This is a genomic window from Variovorax sp. GW821-FHT10C12 (assembly GCF_059415405.1).
Window position 1 is genome coordinate 1,546,792 of record NZ_JBWKNE010000001.1, and the last position, 25,459, is coordinate 1,572,250.

Annotated in this window: 29 protein-coding genes; 11 read left to right on the plus strand and 18 right to left on the minus strand. The window is 68.4% G+C overall.

What is annotated here, in order from left to right; translation table 11 throughout:
* Positions 1–7 precede the first annotated feature (7 nt).
* The 8 genes from AC07OH_RS07295 (at position 8) to AC07OH_RS07330 (ending at position 7,627) form a co-directional block, all read left to right on the plus strand.
* Complete coding sequence (locus AC07OH_RS07295; protein ID WP_495300129.1) at positions 8–958, plus strand: 5'-methylthioadenosine/S-adenosylhomocysteine nucleosidase; 951 nt, start codon at positions 8–10, stop codon at positions 956–958.
* Positions 949–1,695 (plus strand): alpha/beta fold hydrolase, encoded by a 747-nt coding sequence (locus AC07OH_RS07300; protein ID WP_495300130.1) that lies wholly within the window; start codon positions 949–951, stop codon positions 1,693–1,695. The genes AC07OH_RS07295 and AC07OH_RS07300 overlap by 10 nt, the downstream gene beginning before the upstream one ends.
* Positions 1,692–3,281, plus strand: a complete 1,590-nt coding sequence (locus tag AC07OH_RS07305) for an ABC transporter ATP-binding protein (RefSeq protein WP_495300131.1) — start codon at positions 1,692–1,694, stop codon at positions 3,279–3,281. Before AC07OH_RS07300 ends, AC07OH_RS07305 begins: the two co-directional genes overlap by 4 nt.
* The gene (locus AC07OH_RS07310) at positions 3,281–4,345 is read left to right on the plus strand and encodes an ABC transporter permease (RefSeq protein WP_390349899.1); all 1,065 of its coding nucleotides are present in this window, start codon (positions 3,281–3,283) and stop codon (positions 4,343–4,345) included. Before AC07OH_RS07305 ends, AC07OH_RS07310 begins: the two co-directional genes overlap by 1 nt.
* Complete coding sequence (locus AC07OH_RS07315; protein ID WP_062477785.1) at positions 4,342–5,265, plus strand: ABC transporter permease; 924 nt, start codon at positions 4,342–4,344, stop codon at positions 5,263–5,265. Before AC07OH_RS07310 ends, AC07OH_RS07315 begins: the two co-directional genes overlap by 4 nt.
* Before the next feature lie 7 nt (positions 5,266–5,272).
* Complete coding sequence (locus AC07OH_RS07320) at positions 5,273–5,737, plus strand: hypothetical protein (RefSeq protein WP_369646986.1); 465 nt, start codon at positions 5,273–5,275, stop codon at positions 5,735–5,737.
* Positions 5,738–5,765: 28 nt separating this feature from the next.
* Complete coding sequence (locus AC07OH_RS07325) at positions 5,766–7,046, plus strand: amidohydrolase family protein (RefSeq protein ID WP_495300132.1); 1,281 nt, start codon at positions 5,766–5,768, stop codon at positions 7,044–7,046.
* A 71-nt stretch (positions 7,047–7,117) separates the two neighbouring features.
* Entirely contained in the window at positions 7,118–7,627 is a 510-nt protein-coding gene (locus tag AC07OH_RS07330) for a DinB family protein (protein WP_495300133.1), read from the plus strand.
* A gap of 1 nt (position 7,628) precedes the next feature.
* Here the strand turns inward: AC07OH_RS07330 and AC07OH_RS07335 are convergent, their stop codons facing one another.
* The 7 genes from AC07OH_RS07335 to AC07OH_RS07365 form a co-directional block, all read right to left on the minus strand.
* Entirely contained in the window at positions 7,629–8,120 is a 492-nt protein-coding gene (locus AC07OH_RS07335; RefSeq protein ID WP_062477794.1) for a RidA family protein, read from the minus strand.
* A gap of 86 nt (positions 8,121–8,206) precedes the next feature.
* Positions 8,207–8,527 (minus strand): non-heme iron oxygenase ferredoxin subunit, encoded by a 321-nt coding sequence (locus AC07OH_RS07340; RefSeq protein ID WP_056580656.1) that lies wholly within the window; start codon positions 8,525–8,527, stop codon positions 8,207–8,209.
* Positions 8,528–8,543: 16 nt separating this feature from the next.
* Positions 8,544–9,509 carry a Bug family tripartite tricarboxylate transporter substrate binding protein gene (locus tag AC07OH_RS07345; RefSeq protein WP_495300134.1) on the minus strand — a complete coding sequence of 322 codons (966 nt, stop codon included), beginning with the start codon at positions 9,507–9,509 and terminating at the stop codon, positions 8,544–8,546.
* Positions 9,506–9,874, minus strand: coding sequence for a chorismate mutase (locus AC07OH_RS07350; protein ID WP_062477800.1), 369 nt, complete (start codon positions 9,872–9,874; stop codon positions 9,506–9,508). The genes AC07OH_RS07345 and AC07OH_RS07350 overlap by 4 nt, the downstream gene beginning before the upstream one ends.
* Before the next feature lie 9 nt (positions 9,875–9,883).
* Entirely contained in the window at positions 9,884–10,366 is a 483-nt protein-coding gene (locus tag AC07OH_RS07355) for an aromatic-ring-hydroxylating dioxygenase subunit beta (protein WP_495300135.1), read from the minus strand.
* Entirely contained in the window at positions 10,363–11,622 is a 1,260-nt protein-coding gene (locus AC07OH_RS07360) for an aromatic ring-hydroxylating dioxygenase subunit alpha (protein ID WP_495262517.1), read from the minus strand. The genes AC07OH_RS07355 and AC07OH_RS07360 overlap by 4 nt, the downstream gene beginning before the upstream one ends.
* A gap of 28 nt (positions 11,623–11,650) precedes the next feature.
* Positions 11,651–12,640, minus strand: a complete 990-nt coding sequence (locus AC07OH_RS07365) for a 2Fe-2S iron-sulfur cluster-binding protein (RefSeq protein ID WP_495300136.1) — start codon at positions 12,638–12,640, stop codon at positions 11,651–11,653.
* A gap of 133 nt (positions 12,641–12,773) precedes the next feature.
* Between AC07OH_RS07365 and AC07OH_RS07370 the strand changes: the two genes are divergently transcribed.
* A complete protein-coding gene (locus tag AC07OH_RS07370) occupies positions 12,774–13,694 on the plus strand; it encodes a LysR family transcriptional regulator (RefSeq protein WP_495300137.1) in 921 nt (306 codons plus the stop codon).
* Here the strand turns inward: AC07OH_RS07370 and AC07OH_RS07375 are convergent.
* Positions 13,691–14,152 (minus strand): 2'-5' RNA ligase family protein, encoded by a 462-nt coding sequence (locus tag AC07OH_RS07375; protein WP_495300138.1) that lies wholly within the window; start codon positions 14,150–14,152, stop codon positions 13,691–13,693. The genes AC07OH_RS07370 and AC07OH_RS07375 overlap by 4 nt on opposite strands.
* 335 nt (positions 14,153–14,487) lie before the next feature.
* On the opposite strand from AC07OH_RS07375, the gene AC07OH_RS07380 reads away from it, so the two are divergent.
* Positions 14,488–15,099: a porin family protein gene (locus AC07OH_RS07380; RefSeq protein WP_495300139.1), complete on the plus strand. Its 612-nt coding sequence runs from the start codon at positions 14,488–14,490 to the stop codon at positions 15,097–15,099.
* A gap of 16 nt (positions 15,100–15,115) precedes the next feature.
* Here the strand turns inward: AC07OH_RS07380 and AC07OH_RS07385 are convergent, their stop codons facing one another.
* From AC07OH_RS07385 to guaB, 10 genes are all read right to left on the minus strand, one after another.
* Positions 15,116–16,117 carry a fimbrial protein gene (locus tag AC07OH_RS07385; RefSeq protein ID WP_495300140.1) on the minus strand — a complete coding sequence of 334 codons (1,002 nt, stop codon included), beginning with the start codon at positions 16,115–16,117 and terminating at the stop codon, positions 15,116–15,118.
* 17 nt (positions 16,118–16,134) lie between these two features.
* A complete protein-coding gene (locus AC07OH_RS07390) occupies positions 16,135–16,893 on the minus strand; it encodes a fimbrial biogenesis chaperone (RefSeq protein WP_495300141.1) in 759 nt (252 codons plus the stop codon).
* Positions 16,894–17,192: 299 nt separating this feature from the next.
* Entirely contained in the window at positions 17,193–18,293 is a 1,101-nt protein-coding gene (gene argE, locus AC07OH_RS07395) for an acetylornithine deacetylase (protein ID WP_495300142.1), read from the minus strand.
* Positions 18,294–18,297: 4 nt separating this feature from the next.
* Positions 18,298–19,221, minus strand: a complete 924-nt coding sequence (locus tag AC07OH_RS07400; RefSeq protein ID WP_495300143.1) for a DMT family transporter — start codon at positions 19,219–19,221, stop codon at positions 18,298–18,300.
* 2 nt (positions 19,222–19,223) lie between these two features.
* Positions 19,224–19,943: an alanyl-tRNA editing protein gene (locus tag AC07OH_RS07405; RefSeq protein WP_495300144.1), complete on the minus strand. Its 720-nt coding sequence runs from the start codon at positions 19,941–19,943 to the stop codon at positions 19,224–19,226.
* A 77-nt stretch (positions 19,944–20,020) separates the two neighbouring features.
* Positions 20,021–20,851 carry a helix-turn-helix transcriptional regulator gene (locus AC07OH_RS07410; protein ID WP_495300145.1) on the minus strand — a complete coding sequence of 277 codons (831 nt, stop codon included), beginning with the start codon at positions 20,849–20,851 and terminating at the stop codon, positions 20,021–20,023.
* A 106-nt stretch (positions 20,852–20,957) separates the two neighbouring features.
* Positions 20,958–22,574, minus strand: coding sequence for a glutamine-hydrolyzing GMP synthase (gene guaA / locus AC07OH_RS07415; protein WP_159271746.1), 1,617 nt, complete (start codon positions 22,572–22,574; stop codon positions 20,958–20,960).
* 11 nt (positions 22,575–22,585) lie between these two features.
* Positions 22,586–23,020 (minus strand): type II toxin-antitoxin system VapC family toxin, encoded by a 435-nt coding sequence (locus AC07OH_RS07420; RefSeq protein WP_495300146.1) that lies wholly within the window; start codon positions 23,018–23,020, stop codon positions 22,586–22,588.
* Complete coding sequence (locus tag AC07OH_RS07425; RefSeq protein ID WP_495300147.1) at positions 23,017–23,265, minus strand: type II toxin-antitoxin system Phd/YefM family antitoxin; 249 nt, start codon at positions 23,263–23,265, stop codon at positions 23,017–23,019. The genes AC07OH_RS07420 and AC07OH_RS07425 overlap by 4 nt, the downstream gene beginning before the upstream one ends.
* A 77-nt stretch (positions 23,266–23,342) precedes the next feature.
* Positions 23,343–24,812, minus strand: coding sequence for an IMP dehydrogenase (gene guaB / locus AC07OH_RS07430; protein WP_095948611.1), 1,470 nt, complete (start codon positions 24,810–24,812; stop codon positions 23,343–23,345).
* A gap of 128 nt (positions 24,813–24,940) precedes the next feature.
* Here guaB and AC07OH_RS07435 point away from each other — a divergent pair, with 128 nt between their 5' ends.
* Positions 24,941–25,456, plus strand: coding sequence for a DUF4124 domain-containing protein (locus tag AC07OH_RS07435; RefSeq protein ID WP_495300148.1), 516 nt, complete (start codon positions 24,941–24,943; stop codon positions 25,454–25,456).
* Positions 25,457–25,459 lie beyond the last annotated feature (3 nt).

A 25,459-nucleotide genomic window follows, 5' to 3' on the forward strand; every position in this document is an offset into this window, starting at 1 on the left:
ACAGCCGATGACGACGGTCCGCTGGCGTTCCCTCCTCGCGGCCGGCGTGCTGGCCGTGGGCCTGTCGGGCTGCGTCGGCGTCTACAAGGGCACCGGCGCCAGCATCAACAGCAGCACGCGGCTGGACGACACGCCGCGCCTGGCCGTGATCTCGGCCTTCGAGCCCGAGCTGAAGCTGCTGCTGACGCGCCTGCAAGGTCCGAGCAAGCACAGCGTGAACGGCGTCGAATTCACCACCGGCACGCTCGAAGGCAAGCCCGTGGTGCTGTTCCTCTCGGGCATCAGCATGACGAACGCGACCATGAACACGCAGCTCGTGCTCAACCGCTTTCGCATCACCGGCATCGTGTTCAGCGGCATCGCGGGCGGCGTGAACCCGTCGCTGCACGTGGGCGACGTGACGGTGCCGGCCCAGTGGGGCCAGTACCTCGAGGTGCTCATGGCGCGCGAGACCGCGCCCGGCACGTACAGCGCACCGCCCTTCATCAACGACGCCACGCTGCCCAACTTCGGCATGAACTTCCCGCGCCCGGTCGAGGTGCGCTCGGCCGCCAAGCCGGGCATCGAGCGCAAGTTCTGGTTCGCGGCCGATCCGAAGATGCTCGAAGTGGCGCGCAGCATCCGCAACGTCGACCTGGCGAACTGCGGCGCCGGCAAATGCCTGCCGCGCAAGCCGCAGCTGGTGGTGGGCGGCAACGGCGTGTCAGGCCAGGCCTTCATGGACAACAAGGCGTACCGCGAATACACCTACAAGACCTTCCAGGCCAACGTGCTCGACATGGAAACCGCCGCCGTGGGCATGGTCGCCTACAGCAACGGCGTGCCTTACATCGCCTTCCGCTCGCTCAGCGACCTCGCGGGCGGCGGCGACGGCGAGAACGAGATGGGCACCTTCATGAGCATCGCGGCCGACAACTCGGCCAAGGTCATGCTGGCCTTCCTGGCCGCGTGGAAGTGACGGTGGCGCCCGGGCGCCTGCCTCGCCTTGTGTTGCTGCCGGGCATGGACGGCACCGGCGATCTCTTCGCGCCACTGGTGCAGGCCCTGGGGCCGCAGACCGCCATCGACGTCGTGCGCTACCCGGGCCGCCAGGTGCTGGGCTACGGCGAGCTCGAGCCGCTGGTGCGTGCGCAACTGCCGACGCAGCAGCCGTTCGTGCTGCTCGGCGAATCGTTTTCCGGGCCGCTGGCCATTTCCCTCGCGGCCTCGCGCCCGCCGGGGTTGCGCGGCCTCATCCTGTGCTGCAGCTTCGCGCGCCGGCCCGCACCCGGCCTGGCGCTGATGCGCGCGGGCCTGCTCGACCTGTCGATGCGCCTGCTGCATTCGAAGCTCATGCGCGCGCCGATGCGGCACCTGCTGCTGGGCAGCTCGGCGTCGCCGCAGCTGTCGGACATGCTCCAGGCTTCGCTGAAGCAGGTGTCGGTCGCGGTCATGACCCACCGCATGAAGGAAGTGCAGCGTGTCGACGTGCGCGACAAACTACCGCGGGTCGGCGTGCCCGCGATGTATTTGCAGGCGCTGCAGGACCGCGTGGTGCCGCGCCGCGCGGTGGCCGCCATTCAGCGCGGGCTGTCGGCGTTGCACCTGGTGCAGCTCGACGGCCCCCACGGTCTGCTGCAGGCCTCGCCCGCTGCCTCCGCGCGGGCTATCGAGAATTTCTGCCGCGACCTGTCGTCGCCACCTGTCTGCCCATGAACCCCACCGTGCTCCGCCTCCAGGGCATCACCAAGCGCTTCGGCCCGCTCGTGGCCAACGACGCCATCTCCCTCGAACTGCAGGCCGGCGAAGTGCTCGCGCTGCTGGGCGAGAACGGCGCCGGCAAGTCGACGCTGATGTCGATCCTGTTCGGCCACTATGTCGCCGACGAAGGCCGCATCGAAGTCTTCGGCTCGCCCCTGCCGCCCGGCAACCCCAAGGCTGCGCTGGCCGCCGGGGTGGGCATGGTGCACCAGCACTTCACGCTGGCCGACAACCTCAGCGTGCTCGACAACGTGACGATGGGCACCGAGCCGCTGTGGCGCCCGGTCTCACGCCGTGCGGCGGCCCGTGCGCGGCTGCTCGAGGTGGCGCAGCGCTTCGGCCTGCCGGTGCAGCCCGACGCGACGATCGGCAGCCTCTCGGTGGGCGAGCGCCAGCGCGTCGAAATCCTCAAGGCGCTGTACCGCGGGGCGCGCATCCTGATCCTCGACGAACCGACCGCCGTGCTCACGCCGCAGGAGAGTGAGGCGCTGTTCGCCACGCTCGCGCAGATGGTGGCGCAGGGCCTGTCGGTCATCTTCATCAGCCACAAGCTCGGCGAGGTGCTGCGCGTGTCGCAGCGCATCGCGGTGCTGCGCGGCGGCAAGCTCGTGGCCGAGGCACGCACCGCCGACACCACGCAGGCGCAGCTCGCGCTGTGGATGGTCGGCCATGCGGTCGAGGCGCCGCAGCGCCGGCCCGCGAAATCGGTGGGCGACGCGGTGTGCGTGCTCGACCACGTGAGCACCGCGTCCGCCAAGGACGGCGGGCAGGACCGCCTGCGCGAGGTGTCGCTCACGCTGCGCGCGGGGGAAATCACCGCCATTGCCGGCGTTTCGGGCAACGGCCAGGTCGCGCTGGCCGAGCTGCTGAGCGGCACGCGCCGCGCCGTCTCCGGCAGCGCGCAGTTCATGGGCCGCGCGCTGCCGCCCTCGCCCGCCCGGCTGGTGCAGCGCGGCGTGGCGCGCATCCCCGAAGACCGGCACGCGGTCGGCGTGGTCGGCGACCTGCCGGTGTGGGAGAACGCCGTGTCCGAGCGGCTGCGCAGCCCTGTCTTTTCGCGCTGGTCGTTCATCGTCCGGCGTGCCGCCGCGCGGCTGCACGCCCGGCGCATCGAGAAAGCCTTCGACGTGCGCGGCGCCGGCCTGATGTCGCCGGCCCGTTCGCTCTCGGGCGGCAACATGCAGAAACTGATCCTGGGGCGGGCGCTGCTGGCGCCCGAGCAAGTGGAACAAGACACCGACAACAAGAAATACCCGAACCGCGCGCCGCGCCTCATCGTGGCGCACCAGCCGACCTGGGGCCTGGACATCGGCGCCGTCGCCTACGTGCAGCAGCAGCTCATTGCCGCGCGCGATGCCGGCGCGGCGGTGCTGGTGATTTCGGACGACCTCGACGAAGTGCTCGCACTCGGCGACCGCGTGGCCGTGATGCACGGCGGCCACCTCGGCGAAGCGCGCCCGGCCGCGGCCTGGACACGCGAGGCCATCGGCCTGGCGATGGCCGGCGCCACCGCGCCGCAACGCCCGGGAGCCGCCGCATGATGCGCCTCGAACGACGCCACGAAAGCTCGCGCGCCGCGCTGGTGCTGGCCCCCATCGGCGCGGTCGTGTTCACGCTGCTGGTGAGCGCGCTGCTCGTGCGCTGGGCCGGCGCGCCGGTCGGGCGCACCTACGCGCTGCTGCTGCAGGGCGGCTTCGGCTCGGTGTTCGCATGGAGCGAGACGCTGACGCGGGCGATTCCGCTGATCCTCACCGGCCTGGCCGCAACGGTCGCGTTCAAGGCGCGGCTCTTCAACATCGGCGCCGAGGGGCAGCTGTTCGCGGGCGCGCTCGCTGCCGTGGCCGTGGGCGGCATGCACGGCGGCACGGGCTTCGAACTGTCGCCGTGGGTGCTGTTCCCGCTGATGATGCTGGCCGCCGCAGTGGCCGGCGCGCTGATGCTGCTCGGCCCGGCGCTCATGAAGAACAAGCTCGGCGTCGACGAGGTCGTGACCACGCTGCTCATCAACTTCATCGTGCTGCTCGGCGTGTCGGCGCTGCTCGACGGGCCGATGAAAGACCCGACGGCGATGGGCTGGCCGCAGAGCGTGTCGCTGCAATCCGACCTCGAGCTGGGCAAGCTCATCGCCCAGACGCGCGTGCACACCGGGCTGCTGTGGGCCGTGTCGCTCGCGGTGATCGTGTGGGCGATCTTCAAGTACACGGTGCTGGGCTTCGACATCCGCGCCGTGGGCGCGAATGCGCGCGCCGCCGCCTTCGCCGGCGTGCCGGTGACGCGCACCGTGGTGATGGTGGCGCTGCTCTCGGGTGCGCTGGCCGGGCTGGCCGGCGCCATCGAGGTGGCGGGCCGCACGAGCTACGTCACGCTCGACATGTCGCCGGGCTACGGCTACACCGGCATCGTGATCGCGATGCTCGCCGGGCTGCATCCGCTGGGCGTGATCGCCGCCGGCGTGTTCGTGGCCGGCGTGCTGGTCGGTGCCGACACCATGAGCCGCGCCGTGGGCGTGCCGACCTACATCGCCGACGTGATCGTCGCGGCCTCGCTGATCGCGGTGCTGGTGGCCACGCTGCTCACGCAGTACCGCGTGCGGGTGACGAAATGACCGACCTGCTCGACATTCTTTCCAACCCCGCCTTCTGGGTCGCGGTGCTGCGCATCGCCACGCCGCTCATCCTGGGCACGCTCGGCGTGCTGCTGTGCGAGCGCGCGGGCGTGCTCAACCTCGGCATCGAGGGGATCATGGTCGCGGGCGCCTTCACCGGCTGGCTCGCGGTGTATGCCGGCGCGCCGCTGTGGGCCGGCGTCGGCGTGGCCGCGCTCACGGGCATGGTGTTCGGATTGCTGCATGCCTTCTTGACCGTCGGGCTCGCGCTGTCGCAGCACGTCTCGGGGCTGGGCATCACGCTCTTGGCCACGGCGCTGAGCTACTTCGGCTACCGCGTGAGCTTTCCGAAGGTGAACACGCCGCCGACCATCACGCCCTTCGCGCCGATGGACTGGCTGCCCGTGCCCATCCTCGGCGCGCAGACCGCGCTCACGCTGTTCGCGCTGCTGCTGGTGCCGGCCGTGGCCTGGGTGCTGTACCGCACGCCGCTGGGCCTGGCGCTGCGCATGGTGGGCGAGAACCCGCAGGCGGCCGAGAGCCAGGGCGTGTCGGTCGCGGCCACGCGCACTGGCGCCATCGTCGCGGGCTCGGCGCTGATGGGCGTGGCGGGCGCGTTCCTCACGCTGTCGGCTTTCAACGCCTTCTTCTTCAACATGGTGAACGGCCGCGGCTGGATCTGCGTGGCGCTGGTGGTGTTCGCGTCGTGGCGGCCCGGCAAGGCCCTGCTCGGCGCGTTGCTGTTCGCGTTCTTCGACGCGCTGCAGCTGCGGCTGCAACAATCGGGCGATGCCGTGCTGCCTTACCAGCTGTACCTGATGCTGCCCTACCTGCTGTCGATCCTGGCGCTGGTGCTGGTGGCGCGCAAGGCCAGCTACCCGCAGGCACTGATGAAACCCTATCGCAAGGGAGAACGCTGACATGCCGATGACGCGGCCCCGCCTTTGTCGCCTGCTGGCCACCGCGCTGCTCGCCCTGGCCGGCAGCGGCGCCCATGCACTCGGCGCCGACTACGGCCCCGAGCGCTTCGCCACCCACGATGCCGTCACCTGGGTGCAGACCTGCGGCACCTGGGGCCCCGACCACCACGGCACCTACCGCGTGATCCATGCCGAAGCCTTCGCGCAGTCGTTCCTCTACGTGCAGTGGATGGCGCGCGGCGAGGCCGACCGCAGCTACAGCCTGTACGCCGTGCACACGACCGCCATCGCCGAGCTCGACAACGACCACGCGGAAATCTCCCTGAGCGAACTCACCTGCCGCGCCACGCCGCGCGGCATCGTGGTGACGGCCAAGGCCGACTCGGGCCACGACGACAAGCTGCGCCGCGTGACCATCGAGGTCGGGCCGGCCGCAGGGCAATACCGCTTCCGCGCGCAGCGCACGCGCTGAGCGCCCTTTAGAAAAAAACACCCCACCGATGCTCGACCTCCTCATCACCAACGCCACCCTCCCCGACGGCCGCACCGGCATGTCGGTCGCCGTGCAGGACGGCCGCATCGCCGAGGTCATGCCTGGCCTCGCCGCGCCCGCGCATGAAACGCTCGACGCCCAGGGCCTGCTGCTCGCGCCGCATTTCGTCGACCCGCATTTCCACATGGACGCCACGCTGAGCTACGGCCAGCCGCGCGTCAACCAGAGCGGCACGCTGCTCGAAGGCATCGCGCTGTGGGGCGAGCTCAAGCCGCTGCTCACGGCCGATGCGCTCATCGAACGCGCGGTCGCCTACTGCGACTGGGCCGTGGCCAAGGGCCTGCTGGCGATCCGCTCGCACGTGGACACGAGCGACCCCAGCCTGCTCGCAGTCGATGCGCTGCTCGAGGTGAAGCGCCAGGTGGCGCCCTACATCGACCTGCAGCTGGTGGCCTTTCCGCAAGATGGCGTGCTGCGCTCGCCGGGCGGCGTCGACAACCTCACGCGCGCGCTCGACAAGGGCGTGGACGTGGTCGGCGGCATTCCGCATTTCGAGCGCACCATGGCCGACGGCGCGGCCAGCGTGAAGCTGCTGTGCGAGCTGGCCGCCGAGCGCGGCAAGCTGGTCGACATGCACTGCGACGAGTCGGACGACCCGCTCTCGCGCCACATCGAGACCCTGGCCGCCGAGACGCTGCGCCTGGGCCTGCAGGGCCGCGTGACGGGCTCGCACTGCACCTCGATGCACTCGATGGACAACTACTACGTGAGCAAGCTGCTGCCGCTCATCGCAGAAAGCGGCGTGAGCGTGGTGTCGAACCCGCTCATCAACATCACGCTGCAGGGCCGCCACGACAGCTACCCCAAGCGCCGCGGCATGACGCGCGTGCCCGAGCTGCTGGCCGCCGGCGTGAACGTCGCCTTCGGCCACGACTGCGTGATGGACCCGTGGTACGGCATGGGCTCGGGCGACATGCTCGAGGTGGCCCACATGGGCCTGCACGTGGCCCAGATGACCGGCCAGGCCGGCATCCACCAGTGCTTCGAGGCCGTGACCACGCGCGCGGCGCGCGTGATGCACCTGGACGGCTACGGCCTGGAAGCCGGCTGCGACGCCAGCTTCGTGCTGCTGCAGGCGCGCGACCCGGTCGAGGCCATCCGCCTGCGCGCGACGCGGCTCAAGGTGTTCCGCAAGGGCCGGCTGCTGGCCGAGACGCCCGCGGCCACCGCCGCACTGCACCTGCCGGGGCGTGGCGACCGCACGCGCTGGATGCTCGGCGAGCGCTGATCCTGTTTCGGGTGGACAGGCGCCGCGCCTGCCGCGAACATCCGGGTTCCCCGATGACAAGGACACCCGACATGAGCGCCCCACCCCTGCTGCGCACGCTGTTCCAGTACCACGCGTGGGCCAACGACGAGCTGCTGGACCGCATGGCCAGCCTCGACCCCGTGCAGCACGCCGACGCCCGGCATGCCGCGATCCGCGTGGTCAACCATGCCCACGTGGTGAACCGGATCTTCGCGGGCCACCTCACCGGCACGCCGCACGGCTTCACCGACGACAACACGCCCGAGACGCCCACGCTGGCCGACCTGCGCGCGGCCGTGGCCGAGTCCGACCGCTGGTACCTCGCCTACCTGGACACGCTCACGCCGGCGCTGCTGGCCGAGTCGCTGCCCTTCGTGTTCACCGACAGCGACAAGGGCCGGATGACGCGCGAGGAGATGCTGGCCCACGTCGTGACGCACAACGGCTACCACCGGGGCGAAGCCGGCCGGCTGCTGGCGCAATGCGCGGTGCGCCCGCCACGCGACACGCTGGCGGTGCACCTGCACCGCAGCGAACCCGCGCGCCGCGAGCGCTCCTAGGTCAGGCGGCGTGGGTCGTGGCGACCGTCATCTCGACCTCGACCGTCGCGTTCTTCGGCAACGCATAGACGCCGACCGCCGTGCGCACATGCACGCCGGCTTCGCCGAACACGCGGTGCAGCAGGTCGGACGCGGCATCGGCCACCTCGCTTTGCTGCGTGAAGTCGGCCGTGCACTGCACGAACACGCCCACGCGCAGCACCTTCTCGACCGCATCGAGCGAGCCAAGCGCCCGGCGCAGCAGCGCGAGGCTGCGCAGCGCACAGATCTGCGCGCCTTCGCGCGCGGTGTCGAGCGACACGGCATCGCCCACGCGGCCGGTGACGACCACCGTGGTGCCCACGCGCGGCACCTGGCCGCTGAGATAAACGGTGCGGCCGTCGCGCACCAGCGGCACGTAGTGGCCGCCGGCCAGGATCTCGCCGTCGAAGCGGTGGCCCAGTTCGGCGGCAATCAGGTCGGCGATCTGGTCGCGGCTGTGTGGTTCTGTCATCGGATGTCCAAGAAAACGGGCCTCGATTGTCGCCAACCGGTCGGGCGCGAACAGAGACAGATCGGCCTCGCCGCAGGCAGAACAGTTCAGCCTTCGAACGCCAGGAACACCCGCCCGCCCTCGATCTTCACTGGGTAGGTGCGCAGGTCTTCCGTGAGCGGCGCGCACATGGCCTTGCCGCTGCGCACGTCGAAGCGGCCCTGGTGCAGCGGGCATTCGATCTCGTGGCCTTCGAGAAAACCGTCGCACAGCCGCGCATGGCCGTGCGTGCAGATGTTGTCGGTGGCGTGGATGCCGTCGTCGGTGCCGTACAGCGCGATGTCGCGCCCCTGCACCTCGATGCCGACCACGTCGTCGGCGGGAACGTCGTCGACCGCCGCGGCGTCGACCCAGGTCATCGTGCTCATCGTGTGCTCCCTTTTCTCAATCTGGCTTGAGGCCGGCGCGGTCGATCACCGGCTTCCAGCGGCGCAGTTCCTCGTCCATGAACTTCGACAGGCCTTCGGGCGTGCTGCCCACGGGGTCGAAGTACGCGGTCTGCAGGCGCTTGACCGTGTCGGGATCTTTCAGCGCCGCAGCAATCTCGCGGCTCATGCGCTGCACCACATCGCTCGGCGTGCCCTTGGGCGCCATATAGGCGAACCACGGCACGGCCTGGATGTCGGGCAGGCCCGATTCGCGCAGCGTGGGCAGGTCGGGCAGCAGCGCCGAGCGCTCGGCCGAGGTGACGGCCAGCGCCTTCAGGCGGCCGGCCCTGGCCTGCGGCATCATCGTGACCGGCGGCAGGCAGGCGTACTGCACGTCGCCTTGCACGATGGCCGTGACGGCCTGGCCCGACGACGCGTACGGAATGTGCACCGCGAACGACTGCGTCTTGGCCTTGATGAGCTCCACGCCCAGGTGCGAGATCGAGCCGTTGCCGGTCGAGGCGAAGTTGAACTTGCCGGGGTTCTTCTTCATCGCGGCGAGCCAGCCCTTGACCGAATCGACGCCCATCGAATTGGAGACCGCGCAGACGTTCGGCGTGGTCGCGGCCAGCGACACGGGCACGAGGTCCTTGAACGGGTCGTACGGCAGGTTCTTGTAGAGGATGGTGTTGTAGACCAGCGGCGCATTCACCGACAGCAGGAAGGTGTAGCCGTCGGGCTGCGCCTTCGAGACCGAATCGGTGCCGCTGTTGCCGCCCGCGCCGGGCTTGTTCTCGACGATCAGCGGCTGGCCGATGCGCGCCGCGAGCTTGTCGTTGACGATGCGCGCCAGGATGTCGGGCGACGAGCCCGCCGCGAACGGCACCACGATGCGCACAGGGCGTTGCGGCCACTCCTGCGCGTGGGCAGCCGCGGCCAGGGCCACGGCGGTGAAGGCGACGAAGAGGCGTGCGCGCGTCATGGCTGCACCTCCACGTCGACCATGCCCCGGTGGTCCTGCTGCTCGCGCGCAATGAAGCCCGCGATGAGCGCGCGGTAGGCCGCCTCGACCACCTCGGGGTAGGCGCCCTCCTTCTCGGCGAGCGCCTTCACCTTGTCGATCACTTCCTGCTGGCGCTGCGGCGCCGACACCTGGAAGGCGTCGCGCTTGAAGCGCGCGGCGTCCTTCACGTAGCGGCCGCGCTCGGCCAGCAGCGCGACGATCTGGCGATCGAGCCGGTCGATGTTCTCTCGCACTTCAGCGAGGTTGGCACACAGCGGCACGTAGGCCGGGTCGGTGAAGCGGCGCAACGGGGCACCGTGGGTCTCTGGTTCTTTTTCTGGCATGGCTGCGTTTCAGATTGGGTAAATGATGGAGTTCGGGATCATTTCGCTGTCGAACACGCACAGGCGCGACGCGAACTTCAGCCCTTCAGGGGTCTGCACGACCTTGTCGATGTAGCGCCCGACATTGAACACGGTCGACGGCCCGTCGAGCTTGGTGCGGAACACCGCGTAGTTGGCCTCGCTGTGGATGGTGCCGTCGGCATCGACGCGGTGCACCAGCGGCAGGCCCACCACGTGGCGCTGATAGTACGGGTCGTGGAACAGCGTCTCCTTGATGCCGTAGACGCGGTCTTCGAGCATGCCCCGGCTTTCGAACGAGAGCGTGGCCAGCGGCAGGCCGCGTTCGTGGTTCTCGCGCGGCTGCAGGCGGTAGCTGCACGCTTCGGTGAAGAACGCGGGCCACAGGTCCCAGTCGCCCGAATCGACGGCGTGCGCGTAGGCCGCATACAGGCGCGACAGGTCGAGGTAGGCGGCGGTGTCGAGCGTGCTCATGCGGCCTCCATCACTTCGCGCCAGTAGCGGTACATGCCGCGGATCAGCGTCTCGGTCACCATGTGGTCGGTGTTCTCCACCTCGCGCCCGCCGAGTTCGGCCAGCGTGCGGTGGTAGGGCTTCTGCTCGAAGCCTTCCTGCGAGAACTCGATCACCTCGCCGTCGTCGGCCGACACGAAGCCGGCCGGCCCGAACAGGTTGGCCTGGCGCAGGCGGCGCTGTGTCATCTCGGGCGTGTCGTCCTCGAAGCCGAAATGCGTCCACACGAAATCGAAGGCGTCGTGGCCCACGGGCTGGATGTGGCGCGTCGACACGCTGTTGACCTGCTGCTGCAGGATGAGGCTGGGGAACAGCGTCATCATCACCGCCGTCGGCCCGCCCCACCAGGGCTCGGGCACGATGTCCAGAAAGCGCGGGTCTTTCAGCTGCATGCTTTCCTTGAAGCTCGACACCTGCGTCACCTGCGCGGCCTTGCCGGCGCTGCCGCGCGTGGAAATCATCGCGGCGTGGCGCCCGCGCGCGTCCATCTTCAGCTCCGACTTGTTGTCGGCGCGCCAGAGCCCGAAGGTCACGAACCAGGTGTGCAGCAGGCCCGGGTGGTACGGGTCCTTGATGTTCTCCTGCATGAGCTTCCAGTTGCCCGGAATGCGCTGGCGGCTGTAGCCCAGGATGGTGAGCTTGCGCCCGTCGAACAGGCGGTCGAAGTAATGAAGGATGTCGGGGCCGAGAAAGTCCTCGAACGATTCGATGTCGTGGTCGAACGACGCGAACACCACGCCGCCGCGCGACGCGACCTTGAGCTTGTTCAGGCCGTGGTCTTCGGTCTTGAAGTCAGGCGGCATGCCACCGTGCACCTTGCCGTCCTGCTTCACGCCGCGGCGAAACGGCACGCCCTGCAGGTCGCCCTTGAGCGTGTAGTTCCACTGGTGGTACGGGCAGACGAACTCTTTCTTGTTGCCGTGGCGTTCGCGGCAGAACTGCATGCCGCGGTGGGCGCAGACGTTCTCGAACACGTGGATGGCGCCTTCTTCGTCGCGCGACAGGATGACCGAGCGCTCGCCGATGGCGGTGCGCTTGAAGTCGCCCGGGTTCGGGATCTCGGCTTCGAGGCCGACATAGCACCAGTGCTTGTCGTAGAAGAAGCGCTGCAGCTCCTTCTTGTGCAGCGCCTCGTCGGTGTAGGCCATGAAGGGAATGCGGCTGGTCTTCTCGCTCTCCCAGTGCAGTTCGATGGGGAAGACGGCTGGCGTGGTCATCGGGTCTCCTTTTCTCTTGTTCGGTTCTTCAGGTGCCTTGCAGGTAGAAGGCATCGGCATGCGTCTGCTCGGGCGCCAGGCCGTGTGCCTGCACCAGCCGGCTCGCGGCCTCCACCATGGGCGGCGAGCCGCACAGGTAGGCGCGCCAGCCGTCGAGCCCCACGGGCAGGTCGGCGCGGATCGCATCGGTGATGAGCCCCAGCCGCTGGCCGTCGCGCGCAGGGCCGGCGACCACCACGACGTGCACCTTCAGGCTCGGGTGCTGCGCCTGCAATTCGCGCAGCTCCGGCAGGCCATACACGTCGGCGTCGGAACGCACGCCAAGGTAGAGATGGATCGGCTGCATGAGCCCCGCCGCGACCGCGCCGCGCACGATTGACAGGATGGGCGCGAGCCCCGTGCCGCCCGCCGCGCAGAGCATCGGCCCGCGGTGCTTGGTGCGCAGGTAGGCGGTGCCCAGCGGGCCGCTCACGCGCACGGTGTCGCCCACGCGCAGCTGTTCGAAGATGTGGGCCGTGACGCGCCCGCCCGGCACGCGGCGCACATGAAATTCAAGCTCCGCGTCGCGGCTCAGCCCGGCCATCGAGTACGGGCGCGCCAGCTCGGGGCCGAACTGCAGCTGCGCGTACTGGCCCGGCGAGAACTCCAGCGGCTTGTTGGGCTTGAGGCGCAGGCGGCGGATGTCGTGCGTGAGCACGTCGATGCCCGTGACCGTGGCCTTGAGCACGCGCGCCGGGTGCACCACCACCTCGTCGGGCTCGGGAATCTCGATGGTGCAGCTTTCGGTCAGCGTGCTCTGGCAGGCCAGCACGTAGCGCTCGCCCTGCCCGTCGGGCCGGATCGCGTCCTGGCCGCCGTCGAGCAGCTGGCCCGACACCACCTTGCAGCGGCAGGTGCCGCAGCGCCCCGACATGCAGCTGTACGACACCGGCACCTGGTGCTCGCGCAGCACCTCGAGCAGGTTCGCGCCGGGGCGGACCTCGAGGGTGCGGGCAAGGGGGTGAATGTGCAGGTCCATCGTCGGGCTCTCTTTTTCTGGCGCCGGCGGCAGGGCCGGCTTGTCTCTGGGCACGGATGATGCGCGGCCTCTTCCGATTGACCAATAGAATCTGGTGAATCGGCTGTATCACCGGCATGAATAAAGGTGCGCCATGCAACTCAAGGACATCGACCTCAACCTGCTGCTGGTGTTCGACCGCATGCTGGCCGAGAAGCGCGTGTCGGCCGTGGCCGAGTCGCTGGGCCTGTCGCAGCCCGCCATCAGCAACGCGCTGGCGCGCCTGCGCAAGCTGCTGGGCGACGAGCTTTTCCTGCGCACCGCACGCGGCATGGAGCCCACGCCCTTCGCGCTGCAACTGGCCGAGCCGGTGGCCTACGCCATGGGCGCGCTGCACACGGCGCTCAACCAGCAGGTGGTGTTCGACCCCGCCACGAGCACGCGCAGCTTCACGCTCGCCATGACCGACATCGGCGAGATCTACTTCACGCCGCGCCTCATGGAAACGCTTTCGGCCGCCGCGCCGGGCGTGACTATCAGCACGCTGCGCAACAACACCGCGACCCACCTGCGCGACGACCTGGAGGCCGGCCATGTCGACATCGCCATCGGCCTGCTGCCGCAGCTCAAGTCGGGCGTGTTCCAGCGCCGGCTGTTCCTGCAGCGCTATGTGTGCCTGTTCGCGGGCACGCACCCGCTGGCGCGCAAGCGCAGCGTGTCACTGAAGGACTTCAGCGCGGCCGACCATGTGCAGGTGCAGGCCGCCGGCACGGGCCACGGCAAGGCCGACGACGTGATGGCGGCGCAGGGCATCCAGCGCCGCATCCGGCTCAAGGTGCCGCACTTCGTGGCCATCGGCCACATCCTGCAGTCGAGCGAAATGATCGCGACCGTGCCCGAGCGGCTGGCGCGCAGCATCGCCGAGCCCTTCGGCCTGGTCTGGCGACCGCACCCGGTGGCGCTGCCGCAGATCGCGATCAACCTGTTCTGGCACGCGAAGGTGCACCGTGACCCGGGCAACCAGTGGCTGCGCGGGCTGCTGTTCGATACCTTTGCGGACGACGAAGGCGCTTAGGCGGCCACCTCGGCGGGCCAGCGCCCCAGCACCTCGTGCACGCCCTCGCCCACGTGGCTGTCGATGAGCACCAGCGAATGGGCGGTCCAGGGGGCGGGCGCTTCGAGCGCGTGCCTTTCGAGCTTGCGCCTCGCATAGGCGACGGTCATGTGCGGCGTGAACGTGCGCGAAGGCTTCAGGCCGACATCGGCCAGCGCCTCGCCCAGGCGCTGCCTGAACGCGCGCAACGCCGCAACGTTGGCCTCGTCGTCGGCGCACAGCACCAGCGCGCCCTTGGCGTAGCTCATGGATTTTTCGAAAACGACATCGAGCGCCGGCACGGACACCGCAGCGGCGGCGGTCGATGCCTGGGCCACCTTGTCGGCGGGCACCTGGTCGTGGTTGCCGAGGTCGAACAGCGTGACATGCAGGCGCGGCGCCTCGACCACCGTGCCCTTCAGGGCGTGTTGGGAGTTCATGCGCGCGCCGAGCGCGGCGATGGTTTCGGCGTCTTGCGGGGTGGGAAGCAGTGCGAAGAAAAGCGAGTGCGGCAGCGGCGCCTTGCGAGGGGCCTGGGTGCCGCGAGGCCGCGGCAGGGGCCGCGGCGGGGGATCGATTCCGGGAAGAAGAAGCTGAGCTGACATGCCTCGATCATCGCCCATGGCAAGGGCCCTTCATGAGGCCTTCAGCAAACGCGAAGCTCGTCTTCAGCTTGGTTTTTGAGAATCGTCTCACGGTGGCGGCAAGGCGAACAACGACACGCCGCCCATCCACGCATTCATTCAATCGATCAATCAACCAACAGGATTTCATCTTGACGAAAACGCAAACCCGCCTCGCACTCGCAGCCCTCTGGCTCGGCACCGCCTCCGTCGGCGCCTTCGCCGCCGGTCTCGACAAGGACACCGGGTTCTATGTCGGCGGCGCCATCGGCCGCTCCAGCTACAGCCTGTCGTCCTCGAAGAACCACGTGCCCGTGCCATGGGACGGCAAGAAGGCCAACAAGAGCGGCACGTCCTACAAGCTGTACGGCGGCTACCGCCTGACCGAACACTTCGGCGTGGAAGCCGGCTACGCCCGCCTCGGCGGCGTGAGCCAATGGACCTCGGCCTACGGCGGCTCCCGGCTGCAGACCGGCACCGGCCAGGTCTTCTACGCCGCCGCCACCGCCCGCATGCCGCTGAGCGACGCCTTCGCCCTCAACGGCCGCCTCGGCGTGGCACGCGGACGCATCTCCGGCGACAACAACTGGGCCCCGGCCAACCAACGCCTCTCGGGCACCAGCACGGGTGTGATGGTCGGTGTCGGCGCCGAGTACCGCATGACGCAGAACCTCGCGATCACGGCCGACTACGACTACTTCGGCAAGCTGTCGAAGCAGGCCAAGGGCGGGATGTTCACGGTGGGCTTGAAGGCGAGCTTCTGACGCGAAGGCCCGCAGCCTACTGATAGCTCATCGTGAATGTGGCACGGCCGTTGGCGCTTCCGGGCTTCACGGTCGTGTCCGTCTGCACATAGCGAGCCGTCAACGGAATGTTGAACACCCCGTTCGACGTCGTCCCGGCCAGCCATTGGTTCTTGTTGCCCACGACATTGGAGTCCGGCCCGTAGCTGATCACGTTCGTGCCATTGAGCACCTGGATGCCGACGCCCTGGGCGGTGGACGCCGCATTGAGCGACAAGGTGTTCGACACGTTGGTCGGGCGGGTCTGGTCGGTGAGTGTCACGAAGACCTTGCCGTTCACACCGGCGGCGCCGTTCGAACACGTCAGCGAAATATTCAATGGCACGGCCTGTGACGTCTGGCCGACGCCGGTGAATGAAGTCGCGCTGACATTCCCCAGAAACGCGCCGACTGAAGGTGTCGTCACCTTGCATGTGGGAATGGCCAATTGCATCTGGGCTGCCGGCTTGATGACGTAAGAGATGTATTTGAAGGTGCCCTTGAAATACCCGGCGGCGACTTCGCCCGACAGTGTTCCCCCCGCCTTTATTTCTCCTATCTTTACCACCTCGATCTTCAGGATGTTGGGGTACTCGTACACAAACACGGAGCCTTGGGTTCCGTGATTGACGGACAAGGGCCAGGGACCCACCATGTTCGCAGGCAGATTGTTCGAACCGTGGGAGAAGCGCAGTCCAATCCCTGGAATCGCCGTCCTGTAGGTGTTGTACGGCCCCGTTGCCCCGATGCCATTTCTCGGAGAGATGCCCAGCCCACCACTGCAGATGACCTTGGTTCCGCCCTGCACGCCGGAGTACAAGGAAAACACATAGTCGATCACCGTGCCATCAGGGACGTTGGGGTTGATCTTGCTCCTGCTGATATTGCTGATTTCCGACACGAGCGGCGCCACATCCATCGTCATGCTGCATTGCGCCCGCACCTCGAAAGGGACCAGGGACGCCGCCAGCAGCAGCGTCTTGAAGAGGATCTTTTTCATCGTTGGCAAGGCCGGGCTCAACGTGTTTCCCTGCTGGACAACGGCTGCCTGTTTGGCACGTCACCGCCCCAGTCGTTGATGCTGGTGTATTCGACCTCGGCATCCGCGCTCGCCTGCGCATCGAAGCCCTGAACCGCAAACAACGCCGACTCACCCGGCTTGACGGCTCCGGCGCCCGCATCGAACGCCTGGCCGGACGACTTCAAGGCAACACCTCCCAGGTTCACGACATAGGGCGTCGCATTGCTCGCCCTCAGCGCCTGGCCCTTGCCGTCTGCGGTGCGGACCAGCGCCCATCGAAGCAGCGCAGGCGCCTCCTCCGCCTGCCCCGCCAACCCCTCGGGGCGCGACATCACCTTGATGCGCGTGCGATAGGCCAGCTGGAGCCGGTTGGCATCCAGGCCCGCCTTGGCCTTCGGCGGCACCTCCAGCACGTTCAGCCAGAACAGGCTTTCCTTGTCCTGCGCCAGGGGTGCCTTGAGCCGGATCAGCCGCAGGGTCTGCCCCTTCTTCGGATCAAGGCGAAACATCGCAGGCGCCAGCACGAAGGGCACGTCGATCTTCTCCGGCGGCTCGTTCGGGTCGCCCCGGTCGATCCATGTCTGGATCAGGGCGGGCGACTCGCCTTCGTTGGTCAGCTGGACGGTGACCTCCCGCTCCTGCCCGGGAAAGATCACGCGCGTGCCGGCAATCACCACGCCGGCTTCGGCGCGCAGGGTCACCATGCCGACGACGGCCAGGGCCATCACGGCCAACTTGCGGGACAGGAGTTTCATGGAGGGGGTGCGTGAGCAGTCGTTGGGGAATCTCGTGCGACCTGCGCGCCAGATCATTCGCATCCGGCCGGTCAACGAGAGGGCTCACAGTGAGCACCGGGGACCCTAGGACTTTCGCCTTCGAGCGGCCATCGGCCGAGGACGAAAGCATGCGCCTTCGCTCTCGGATCGGTCTGAATCCGCAGGGTTCGGAATGAAGTTCCAGGATGCGGGCAGACTACGCGCGAAAGCTTAACTTGGACACTCCGGGGAACCCCTGACACGGCCAGGATCGCATCGACGGATGGGGGCGCGAACGCCTAGACGCCCGAGGCCCACGCCCCGACGCACATCAGAAACCGATCAGCGGCGCGCAACTCGCTGGCCGCGATCCACTCGTTGGGCTGGTGCGCCTGCGCGATCGCGCCGGGCCCGCACACCAGCGACGGGATCCCCGCCTGCTGGAAAAATCCGGCCTCGGTGCCGAACGGGATCTCGCCCGGCGGCCACAGCGCGCCCCAACGCCTGAGCGCGTCCACGGCCCCGCCTTCTGGCGCGCAGAGCGCCGGCACGCCGGCCAGCTGCGTCATCTCGACGGTCACCTCGGGCGGCACGCCTGCAAGCAGCCGCGCCAGTTCTTGCGTCACCTGCGCGGTGCTGGCCGCGTCCGTTGGACGGAACTCCCACGTCACTTCGCAGCAACCGGGGACGATGTTGATGGCCGTCCCGCCATGGATGCAGCCGACGTTGAAGGTGGTGCGGTTGCCCTGCGCGCGCAGCGTGCGTCCGAAGCGCGCGAGCTGCGCGATCAGCTGCGCGGCCGGCTCGATCGCACTCACGCCCAGGGCCGGATCGCCGGAATGGACCGGCCGTCCGCTGAAGGTGATGCGGTGGCCGAAGAAGCCGCGATGGGCCAACCCCACGCGCATCTGCGTCGGCTCGCCGATGACGGCCAGCGCCGGGGCCTGCACGTGGGCACGCAGCGCGGCGACCAGGCGCGGCACGCCGAAACAGCCGACCTCTTCGTCATACGACAGCGCGAGGTGGATCGGACGCTGCAGCGCGAGCCCGCGCCACGCAGGCACCGCCGCCAGGCAGGCCGCGATGAAGCCCTTCATGTCGGCGGTGCCCCGTCCGTGCCAACGGCCCTCGCGTTCGACGAGCGTGAACGGGTCCGAATCCCAGGCCTGCCCGTCGACGGGCACCACGTCGGTGTGACCGGACAGCACGATGCCGCCCGCCACGTCGGGGCCCAGGGTCGCCAGCAGGTTGGCCTTCTGGCCGTCGTCGCTGGAGATCAGCTGCGCCTTGACGCCGTGCGCCGCCAGGTAATCGGCCACCCAGTGGATGAGGCCGAGGTTGGAGCGGTGCGAGGTCGTGTCGAATCCGACCAGGGTGCGCAGGACTTCGATCGTGTTCATCGGCTCAGGCCGGGACCTTCGCTTGCCTTGCTGGCTGGAAGGTCGTGACGAAGAAGCCGAGCAGGATCAACGCGATGCCCGCGATGTGGAAGCCGCGCACGGGCTCGCGCAGCACGAGAAACGCCAGCAGCGCCGTGAACAGCGCGACGAGATGGAACGACACGCCCGTCACCGTCGCGCCCAGCGTCGCGACACAGCGGCTCCACAGGATGAAGGCGAACAGCGATGCGAAGAGGCCGATGTAGAGCACCGCCCCCACCGAGGCCGCATCGGTCGGAATGCGCGCGCCGCGTGCCAGCTCGATCACCCAGAACGGCATCAGCACCACCAGCCCGGCGGCCATGGTCGCGGCCAGGAACACCAGCGGGCTGAGGGCCGCCGGCTTGCGCCGCAGCAGCACCGAGTACACGGCGTAGTTGGCCACGGCCAGCAGCACCAGCAGCTCGCCGCCGCCCAGCCGCAACGCCAGCAGGTGCGCCAGTTCGCCACGCGCCACGATCCAGGTCACGCCGAGGAACGAGATGCCGATACCGAGTAGCGCCTTCCAGGTGATACGCTCGACACCGAGCACCACGGCGGCGAGCGGCACCATCAGCGGCAGCGTCGAGTTGAGGAACGCGACGCTGGTGGCGGGCACCGTCTGCAAGGCCAGGTAGCCCAGCGCGTTGTAGCCGGCGATGCCGAAGGCGCCGCAGGCCGCGATCAGCCGCCAGTGCCGCGCGAGCAGCCCGCGCTCGCGCCATGCCTGTGCGCCGACGAACGGCGCCAGCACCGCCAGCGCCACGACCCAGCGCCCCACCGCGAGCGACACCGGCGGAAAGACCGGCCCGAGAGCCCGCCCCAGCACGAGGTTGCCCGCCCAGAAGGCAGGCGGCACCCACAGCAGCCACACGGGATGCGCCCAGAGCGCCGACAGCGATCTGCGCATGCCTACAGCCCTTGCAGCCCGATGCGCACACGGCGGTTGGAGCGGCCCTTGTTCTCGATCTTGAGAATCCGCACCGGCCGCGAGGCGCCGGTGGACGCGAGGTGCGTGCCGCCGCAGGCCTGCCGGTCGAGCCCGGCGATCTCGACGATGCGGACCAGCCCCTCGGCCGAAGGCGGCGGCGCCACCGAACGGGAGCGCAGCAGCCCCTGCTCGCCGTGGGCGGCGGTGACCGACACGTAGTGCGTCTGCACCGCGAGGTCCTGCGCGATCACGTCGTTCAGCTCGGGCTCGAGGGCCCGCAGGCGGTCGTTGTCGGCGCCGGGCAGATCGAAGTCGATGCGCGCGGTGCCGTCATCGTTCATCTGCACGCCCGTGACCAGCGCGCCGTCGAAGTCACGGAAGACCAGCGCGTTGAGCACATGCAGGTCGGTGTGCAGTTCGCGCATGCATTGCCGGAAGGCCGGATCGACCTCGGCCTGGACGTTGCCGGTGATCTCGATGCGATCGGGCAGCTGGACCCAAACGAGGCCCCCCTCCTCGGAAAAGCCGGTGACGGGCACCTCGCCGCCCTGCCAGCGAACGACGCCGCGGTCCGGCAGTTGCCCGCCGCCGCCGGGATAGAAAGGATGCTGCGACAGCCGCACGGCACCGGGCCGCGATTGGAGGACCTGGGCGTCCAGCCGCAGGATGTCGGCATGTTCCTGGCAGAAGAGTCGTGTCATGGGTGGCCTTGCTGATGGGTTTCAGCATGGCAGGACGACTCGAAACGCTATTGGTTGAAATTGCGCCCGCGACCCAATCAGTTCGCCCGGGCGCGCACGTACTGCAACGGCGTCATGCCGAAGGTGCGCTTGAAGTGCTTGTTCAACGCGCTCTGGTCGTAGAAGCCCGAGGCCAGCGCGGCCTCGGCCACGGGCTGGCCCGCATCGAGCTGCCGCAGCGCGGCCCGCAGGCGCAGCTGCGTCAGGTAGGTGTGCGGGGTCAGCCCGAGCGTGCGGTGGAAGGCGCCGATCAGCTGGAAGGTCGTCAGGTCGGCGGCCTGCGCCATCTGCTCAAGCGTCAGCCGCTCGGCATGGCCATCGCGCATCAGGTCGAGCACAGGCGCGAGCACGCGCGCCTCCGAGGGCGCAGTCGGTACGCGGCGCCTGGCCTGTCCGTGCGCGGCGAACAGCGCACCGAAGCTGCGCACGAGCAGTTCCTGGTGCAGCAGCGCGTCGGGCTCTCCGTCGAGCGCGCGGTGCAGCACCAGGAAGCGTGCGATGAGGTCGGGGTCGCGAAAGGCGTTCGATGTGAAGTGCTGCGGCTGGTCGATGCCCAGCGACGTGAGCACGCTCTGAAGCCCCCGCCCGGCCAGGTAGAACGACCGGTAGCGCCAGCGCGGGCTGCCGGCCATGCGGCCCGAGTGCGGCTCGCCGGGGTTGAAGACGAGCAGCGCCTGCGTGTGGGCCACATCGGTGCGGCCCCGGCTCCTGAACTCCGAGCCGCCCACCTCCGTGACCGCGACCACGAGGGAGTCGTGCACATGCGGGGCGTAGTCGTGCGTGGTGAAGTCGGCATGGAGCAGGTCCATGCCCGGCACGCCGGGTGCGTGCCAATACCGCGAGGTGTTGCGAGGATCGGAGCGGGCCAACGGGCGTCCTTTCGCGCGAAGGGCGGCGCCACCGGTGGCCGCCGCTTCAGGGGCGATTAGATCGCAAGCGGCATGCCAGCGCGGGCCTTGGCCCGCGCGATGGGGATCACTCCCACTCGATCGTCGCCGGCGGCTTGCTCGACACGTCGTAGGTCACGCGGTTGATGCCGCGCACCTCGTTGATGATGCGGCCCGACACCTTCTTGAGCAGCGCGTACGGCAGCTCGGCCCAGTCGGCGGTCATGAAGTCGCTGGTCTGCACGGCGCGCAGCGCGACGACGTAGTCGTAGGTGCGGCCGTCGCCCATCACGCCCACGCTCTTCACGGGCAGGAACACGGTGAAGGCCTGGCTCGTGAGGTCGTACCAGGTCTTGCCCGATTCGTCGGTGAAGTTGCGCAGCTCTTCGATGAAGATCGCGTCGGCGCGGCGCAGCAGGTCGGCGTATTCCTTCTTCACCTCGCCCAGGATGCGCACGCCCAGGCCCGGGCCGGGGAACGGGTGGCGGTAGACCATCTCGGGCGGCAGGCCGAGGGCCACGCCGAGTTCGCGCACTTCGTCCTTGAACAGGTCGCGCAGCGGTTCGAGCAGCTTGAGGCCGAGCTGCTCGGGCAGGCCGCCCACGTTGTGGTGGCTCTTGATGGTGACGGCCTTCTTGCTCTTGGCACCGCCCGACTCGATGACGTCGGGGTAGATGGTGCCTTGCGCCAGGAAGGTCGCACCCTTGTGGCCGCCGTCGCCGGCCTTGAGCTTCGCGGCTTCCTGCTTGAACACGGTGACGAACTCGCCGCCGATGATCTTGCGCTTGGCTTCGGGGTCGCTCACGCCGGCGAGCTTGCCCAGGAACAGGTCGCTGGCATCGACGCGGATGACCTTCGCGTGCAGCTTGCCTTCGAACATCTCCATGACCATGTCGCCTTCGTTCAGGCGCAGCAGGCCGTGGTCGACGAACACGCAGGTCAGCTGGTCGCCGATGGCGCGGTGGATGAGCGCGGCAGCCACGCTCGAATCGACACCGCCCGACAGGCCGAGGATGACTTCTTCATCGCCCACCTGCTCGCGGATCTTCTGCACGGCTTCGGCGATGTGATCGCGCATGACCCAGTCGGGCTTGGCTTCGCAGATGCCGAGCACGAAGCGGTCGATGATGGCCTTGCCCTGCACGGTGTGCGTGACTTCAGGATGGAACTGCAGCGCGTAGTAGCGGCGCGCCTCGTCGGCCATGCCGGCGATGGGACAGCTGTCGGTGCTGGCCATGAGCTTGAAGCCGGGCGGCAGCTCGGTGACCTTGTCGCCGTGGCTCATCCACACGTTGAGCATGCCGAAACCTTCGGGCGTGGTGAAGTCGGCGATGTCCTTCAGCAGCGCGGTGTGGCCATGGGCGCGCACGGCCGCGAAGCCGAACTCGCGCTTGTGGCCGCCTTCGACCTTGCCGCCGAGCTGGTGCGCCATGGTCTGCATGCCGTAGCAGATGCCGAGCACCGGGATGCCGAGGTCGAACACGGCTTGCGGGCACTTGTCGGTGGTCTCTTCGTACACGCTGGCGTGGCTGCCCGAGAGGATCACGCCCTTGAGGTGGCCGTCGGCGGCGTATTCGCGCACCCATTCGTCGGTCACGTCGCAGGGATGCACTTCGCTGAGCACATGCGCTTCGCGCACGCGGCGTGCGATGAGCTGGGTGACTTGCGAGCCGAAGTCGAGGATGAGGATCTTGTCGTGTTGCATGGCGAAAGGACTCAGAGCGTTGAAATGTCGAACAGCTTGACGCCCGCGTGCGGCGCCGCCTGGATGAGGTGCTCGTCGAAGGTGGCGAGCGGAAGGTTGAGCGATTTGGCGAGCCAGAGGTAGCCCGCATCGTAGAGCGAGACGCCCGCGTCGATGGCGACGGCAAGCACGGCCTTGTGCTGCGCCGGCGCGAGGTCGTGCAGCTCCACGCGGTGGCGGATGGCGTCGAGCACGCTCCACAGCCCTTCGACGGCCGACGCCGGGATGCGGCCGCTGCGCACGCCGTTGGCGAGGATGTTGGCGCACTCCCATTGCCAGGCGTTGGGCGCCTGTGGCTCGACCTCGTCGCGGCGGATGGCGGTGTAGAGCCTGCGGGTGTGTTCGCTGGCCTGGTCGGGCAGCAGCCAGGCGGCAGTGACGGAGGCGTCCATGACGAAGGCGGTCATGACTGGCGTCCCTGGTCGAGGAGCTCGCGGGTCGTGGGGCCGGGCTGGATGGTGGCGTGCAGCGCGTCGATCTGCCCGAGCTCGCGGGCGATCTGCTCGTCGGTGATGACGGGCTTGCGGCGCACCGGCAGCATGCGCACGACTTCCTTGCCGTGGCGGGTGATGCGAACCTCCTCGCCCTTTTCGACCAGGTCGATCAGGGCCGAGAAGTTGTTCTTGGCTTCAGCGATGCCGATGGATTGCATTTAGGCCAGAAAATTTGAATCTGGCCCAAATTTTAGCTTCAGTCTGGCCTGACTTTCAAGGTCTGGCCAGATTGGGCTTACTCGGCGCGGTAGTTCGGCGCTTCCTTCGTGATCTGCACGTCGTGGACGTGACTCTCACGGATGCCGGCCGTGGTGATCTCGACGAACTCGGCCTTGTTCTGCATGTCCTCGATGGTCGCGCAGCCGCAGTAGCCCATGCTGGCACGCACGCCGCCGGCCATCTGGTAGACGATGGAGACGATCGAGCCCTTGTAGGGTACGCGGCCTTCGATGCCTTCGGGCACCAGCTTGTCGGTGTTGGGGTTGCCGGTGGTCGACTCCTGGAAGTACCGGTCGGCACTGCCTTGCTGCATCGCGCCGATGGAGCCCATGCCGCGATAGCTCTTGTAGCTGCGACCCTGGTACAGCACGATCTCGCCCGGCGCCTCTTCGGTGCCGGCGAACATGCTGCCCATCATGACGGTGCTGGCACCGGCGGCAATCGCTTTGGCGATGTCGCCCGAGTAGCGCACGCCGCCGTCGGAGATCAGCGGAATGCCCGTGCCGTGCAGCGCGGTGGCGACGCTGTCGACCGCCATGATCTGCGGCACGCCCACGCCGGCCACGATGCGGGTGGTGCAGATCGAGCCCGGGCCGATGCCGACCTTGACCGCGTCGGCGCCGGCGTCGGCCAGCGCGCGCGCAGCGTCGCCGGTGGCGATGTTGCCGCCGATGACGTCGACCTGCGGGTAGTTCTTCTTGACCCAGCGCACGCGCTCGATCACGCCGGCGCTGTGGCCGTGGGCGGTGTCGACCACGATGGCGTCGACGCCGGCCTTCACCAGGGCTTCGACGCGCTCTTCGGTGCCGTCACCCACGCCGACCGCCGCGCCCACGCGCAGGCGGCCGTTGGCGTCGCGTGCGGCGTTGGGGAAGCTGGTCTGCTTGGTGATGTCCTTGACGGTGATGAGGCCCTTGAGCTCCCAGTCGCCGTTGATGACGAGCAGGCGCTCGAGCTTGTGCTTGTTCAGCAGCGCCTTGGCTTCGGCCAGCGTGGTGCCGTCGGGCACCGTGATGAGCCGGTCGCGCTGCGTCATGATTTCGCTGACGGGCACGTCGTAGCGGTTCTCGAAGCGCAGGTCGCGCCCCGTGACGATGCCGACGACCTTGCCGCCGTCGATCACCGGGAAGCCCGAAATGCCGAGCTGGTCGGACAGTGCCATCACCTGGCGCACGGAGTGCGTCGGCGTGATCACCACCGGATCTCGCAAAACACCCGACTCATAACGCTTCACGCGGGCCACTTCGGCGGCCTGCTGTTGCGCGGTGAGGTTCTTGTGCACGATACCGATGCCGCCTTCCTGCGCGATGGCGATCGCGAGGCGGGCTTCGGTCACGGTGTCCATGGCCGCAGAGACGAGCGGCAGGTTCAACGTGATGTTGCGGGAGAACTTGGTGGCGAGGGACGTGTCCTTTGGCAGGACTTGGGAGAATGCTGGCACCAACAACACGTCGTCGAAGGTGAGCGCTTTGCCTAGAAGGCGCATGGGTGAGGCTCCAAAAGACGGATTGTAACGAGGGCTCCGCCCGCTTCGCCGGCGCGGGTTTTTTCTGACCGTTGCAAAACCGCCCATTCCGGATGTTGCAAAAAGTAAGGCGCAGCTAAACTCCGCGCATGAATTTCCTGCATTGGCTGGTATTGGGTTGCGCGTGTGCGCTGCCGCTCTCGGCGAGCGCGCAATGGCAATGGGTCGACAACAGCGGCAAGAAGGTCTTCAGCGACCAGCCGCCGCCCACCGACATCCCCGAGAAGAACATCCTGCGCCGCGCCGGCCCTTCGCCGTCGGCCCGGGCGCCCGCTTCGGTCACGCCAGCCCCCGAGGGAAGCAGCGACGCGGCCGCAGCCCCCAAGCCCGCGCCGCCCAAGCCCACGGGCGTGGACAAGGAGCTCGAAGAAAAGACCAAGAAGGCGGAGGCCGAGCAGAAGGCCAAGGAAGCGGCTGAAGCCGCAAAGATCGCCAAGGCCAAGGCCGACAACTGCACCCGTGCGCGCGAGAACAAGAACACCATCGACAGCGGCATCCGCATCGCCAAGGTCAATGCCAAGGGCGAGCGCGAGTTCATGGACGACGCCGCTCGTGCCGACGCGCAGAAACGCGCTCAAACGGTCATCGACAGCGACTGCAAGTAAGCC

Bases quoted from the DNA above. Each gene is read 5' to 3' on its own strand.
- AC07OH_RS07350 (WP_062477800.1), bottom strand. From the start codon at position 9,874: ATGCCAGAAAAAGAACCAGAGACCCACGGTGCCCCGTTGCGCCGCTTC.
- AC07OH_RS07390 (WP_495300141.1), bottom strand. From the start codon at position 16,893: ATGAAACTCCTGTCCCGCAAGTTGGCCGTGATGGCCCTGGCCGTCGTC.
- argE (WP_495300142.1), bottom strand. From the start codon at position 18,293: ATGAACACGATCGAAGTCCTGCGCACCCTGGTCGGATTCGACACGACC.
- AC07OH_RS07305 (WP_495300131.1), top strand. From the start codon at position 1,692: ATGAACCCCACCGTGCTCCGCCTCCAGGGCATCACCAAGCGCTTCGGC.
- guaA (WP_159271746.1), bottom strand. From the start codon at position 22,574: ATGCAACACGACAAGATCCTCATCCTCGACTTCGGCTCGCAAGTCACC.
- AC07OH_RS07355 (WP_495300135.1), bottom strand. From the start codon at position 10,366: ATGAGCACGCTCGACACCGCCGCCTACCTCGACCTGTCGCGCCTGTAT.
- AC07OH_RS07340 (WP_056580656.1), bottom strand. From the start codon at position 8,527: ATGAGCACGATGACCTGGGTCGACGCCGCGGCGGTCGACGACGTTCCC.
- AC07OH_RS07435 (WP_495300148.1), top strand. From the start codon at position 24,941: ATGAATTTCCTGCATTGGCTGGTATTGGGTTGCGCGTGTGCGCTGCCG.
- AC07OH_RS07425 (WP_495300147.1), bottom strand. From the start codon at position 23,265: ATGCAATCCATCGGCATCGCTGAAGCCAAGAACAACTTCTCGGCCCTG.
- AC07OH_RS07295 (WP_495300129.1), top strand. From the start codon at position 8: ATGACGACGGTCCGCTGGCGTTCCCTCCTCGCGGCCGGCGTGCTGGCC.
- AC07OH_RS07335 (WP_062477794.1), bottom strand. From the start codon at position 8,120: ATGACAGAACCACACAGCCGCGACCAGATCGCCGACCTGATTGCCGCC.
- AC07OH_RS07375 (WP_495300138.1), bottom strand. From the start codon at position 14,152: ATGAACTCCCAACACGCCCTGAAGGGCACGGTGGTCGAGGCGCCGCGC.
- AC07OH_RS07325 (WP_495300132.1), top strand. From the start codon at position 5,766: ATGCTCGACCTCCTCATCACCAACGCCACCCTCCCCGACGGCCGCACC.
- guaB (WP_095948611.1), bottom strand. From the start codon at position 24,812: ATGCGCCTTCTAGGCAAAGCGCTCACCTTCGACGACGTGTTGTTGGTG.
- AC07OH_RS07320 (WP_369646986.1), top strand. From the start codon at position 5,273: ATGACGCGGCCCCGCCTTTGTCGCCTGCTGGCCACCGCGCTGCTCGCC.
- AC07OH_RS07405 (WP_495300144.1), bottom strand. From the start codon at position 19,943: ATGACACGACTCTTCTGCCAGGAACATGCCGACATCCTGCGGCTGGAC.
- AC07OH_RS07360 (WP_495262517.1), bottom strand. From the start codon at position 11,622: ATGACCACGCCAGCCGTCTTCCCCATCGAACTGCACTGGGAGAGCGAG.
- AC07OH_RS07400 (WP_495300143.1), bottom strand. From the start codon at position 19,221: ATGCGCAGATCGCTGTCGGCGCTCTGGGCGCATCCCGTGTGGCTGCTG.
- AC07OH_RS07315 (WP_062477785.1), top strand. From the start codon at position 4,342: ATGACCGACCTGCTCGACATTCTTTCCAACCCCGCCTTCTGGGTCGCG.
- AC07OH_RS07310 (WP_390349899.1), top strand. From the start codon at position 3,281: ATGCGCCTCGAACGACGCCACGAAAGCTCGCGCGCCGCGCTGGTGCTG.
- AC07OH_RS07330 (WP_495300133.1), top strand. From the start codon at position 7,118: ATGAGCGCCCCACCCCTGCTGCGCACGCTGTTCCAGTACCACGCGTGG.
- AC07OH_RS07420 (WP_495300146.1), bottom strand. From the start codon at position 23,020: ATGACCGCCTTCGTCATGGACGCCTCCGTCACTGCCGCCTGGCTGCTG.
- AC07OH_RS07370 (WP_495300137.1), top strand. From the start codon at position 12,774: ATGCAACTCAAGGACATCGACCTCAACCTGCTGCTGGTGTTCGACCGC.
- AC07OH_RS07365 (WP_495300136.1), bottom strand. From the start codon at position 12,640: ATGGACCTGCACATTCACCCCCTTGCCCGCACCCTCGAGGTCCGCCCC.
- AC07OH_RS07385 (WP_495300140.1), bottom strand. From the start codon at position 16,117: ATGAAAAAGATCCTCTTCAAGACGCTGCTGCTGGCGGCGTCCCTGGTC.
- AC07OH_RS07345 (WP_495300134.1), bottom strand. From the start codon at position 9,509: ATGACGCGCGCACGCCTCTTCGTCGCCTTCACCGCCGTGGCCCTGGCC.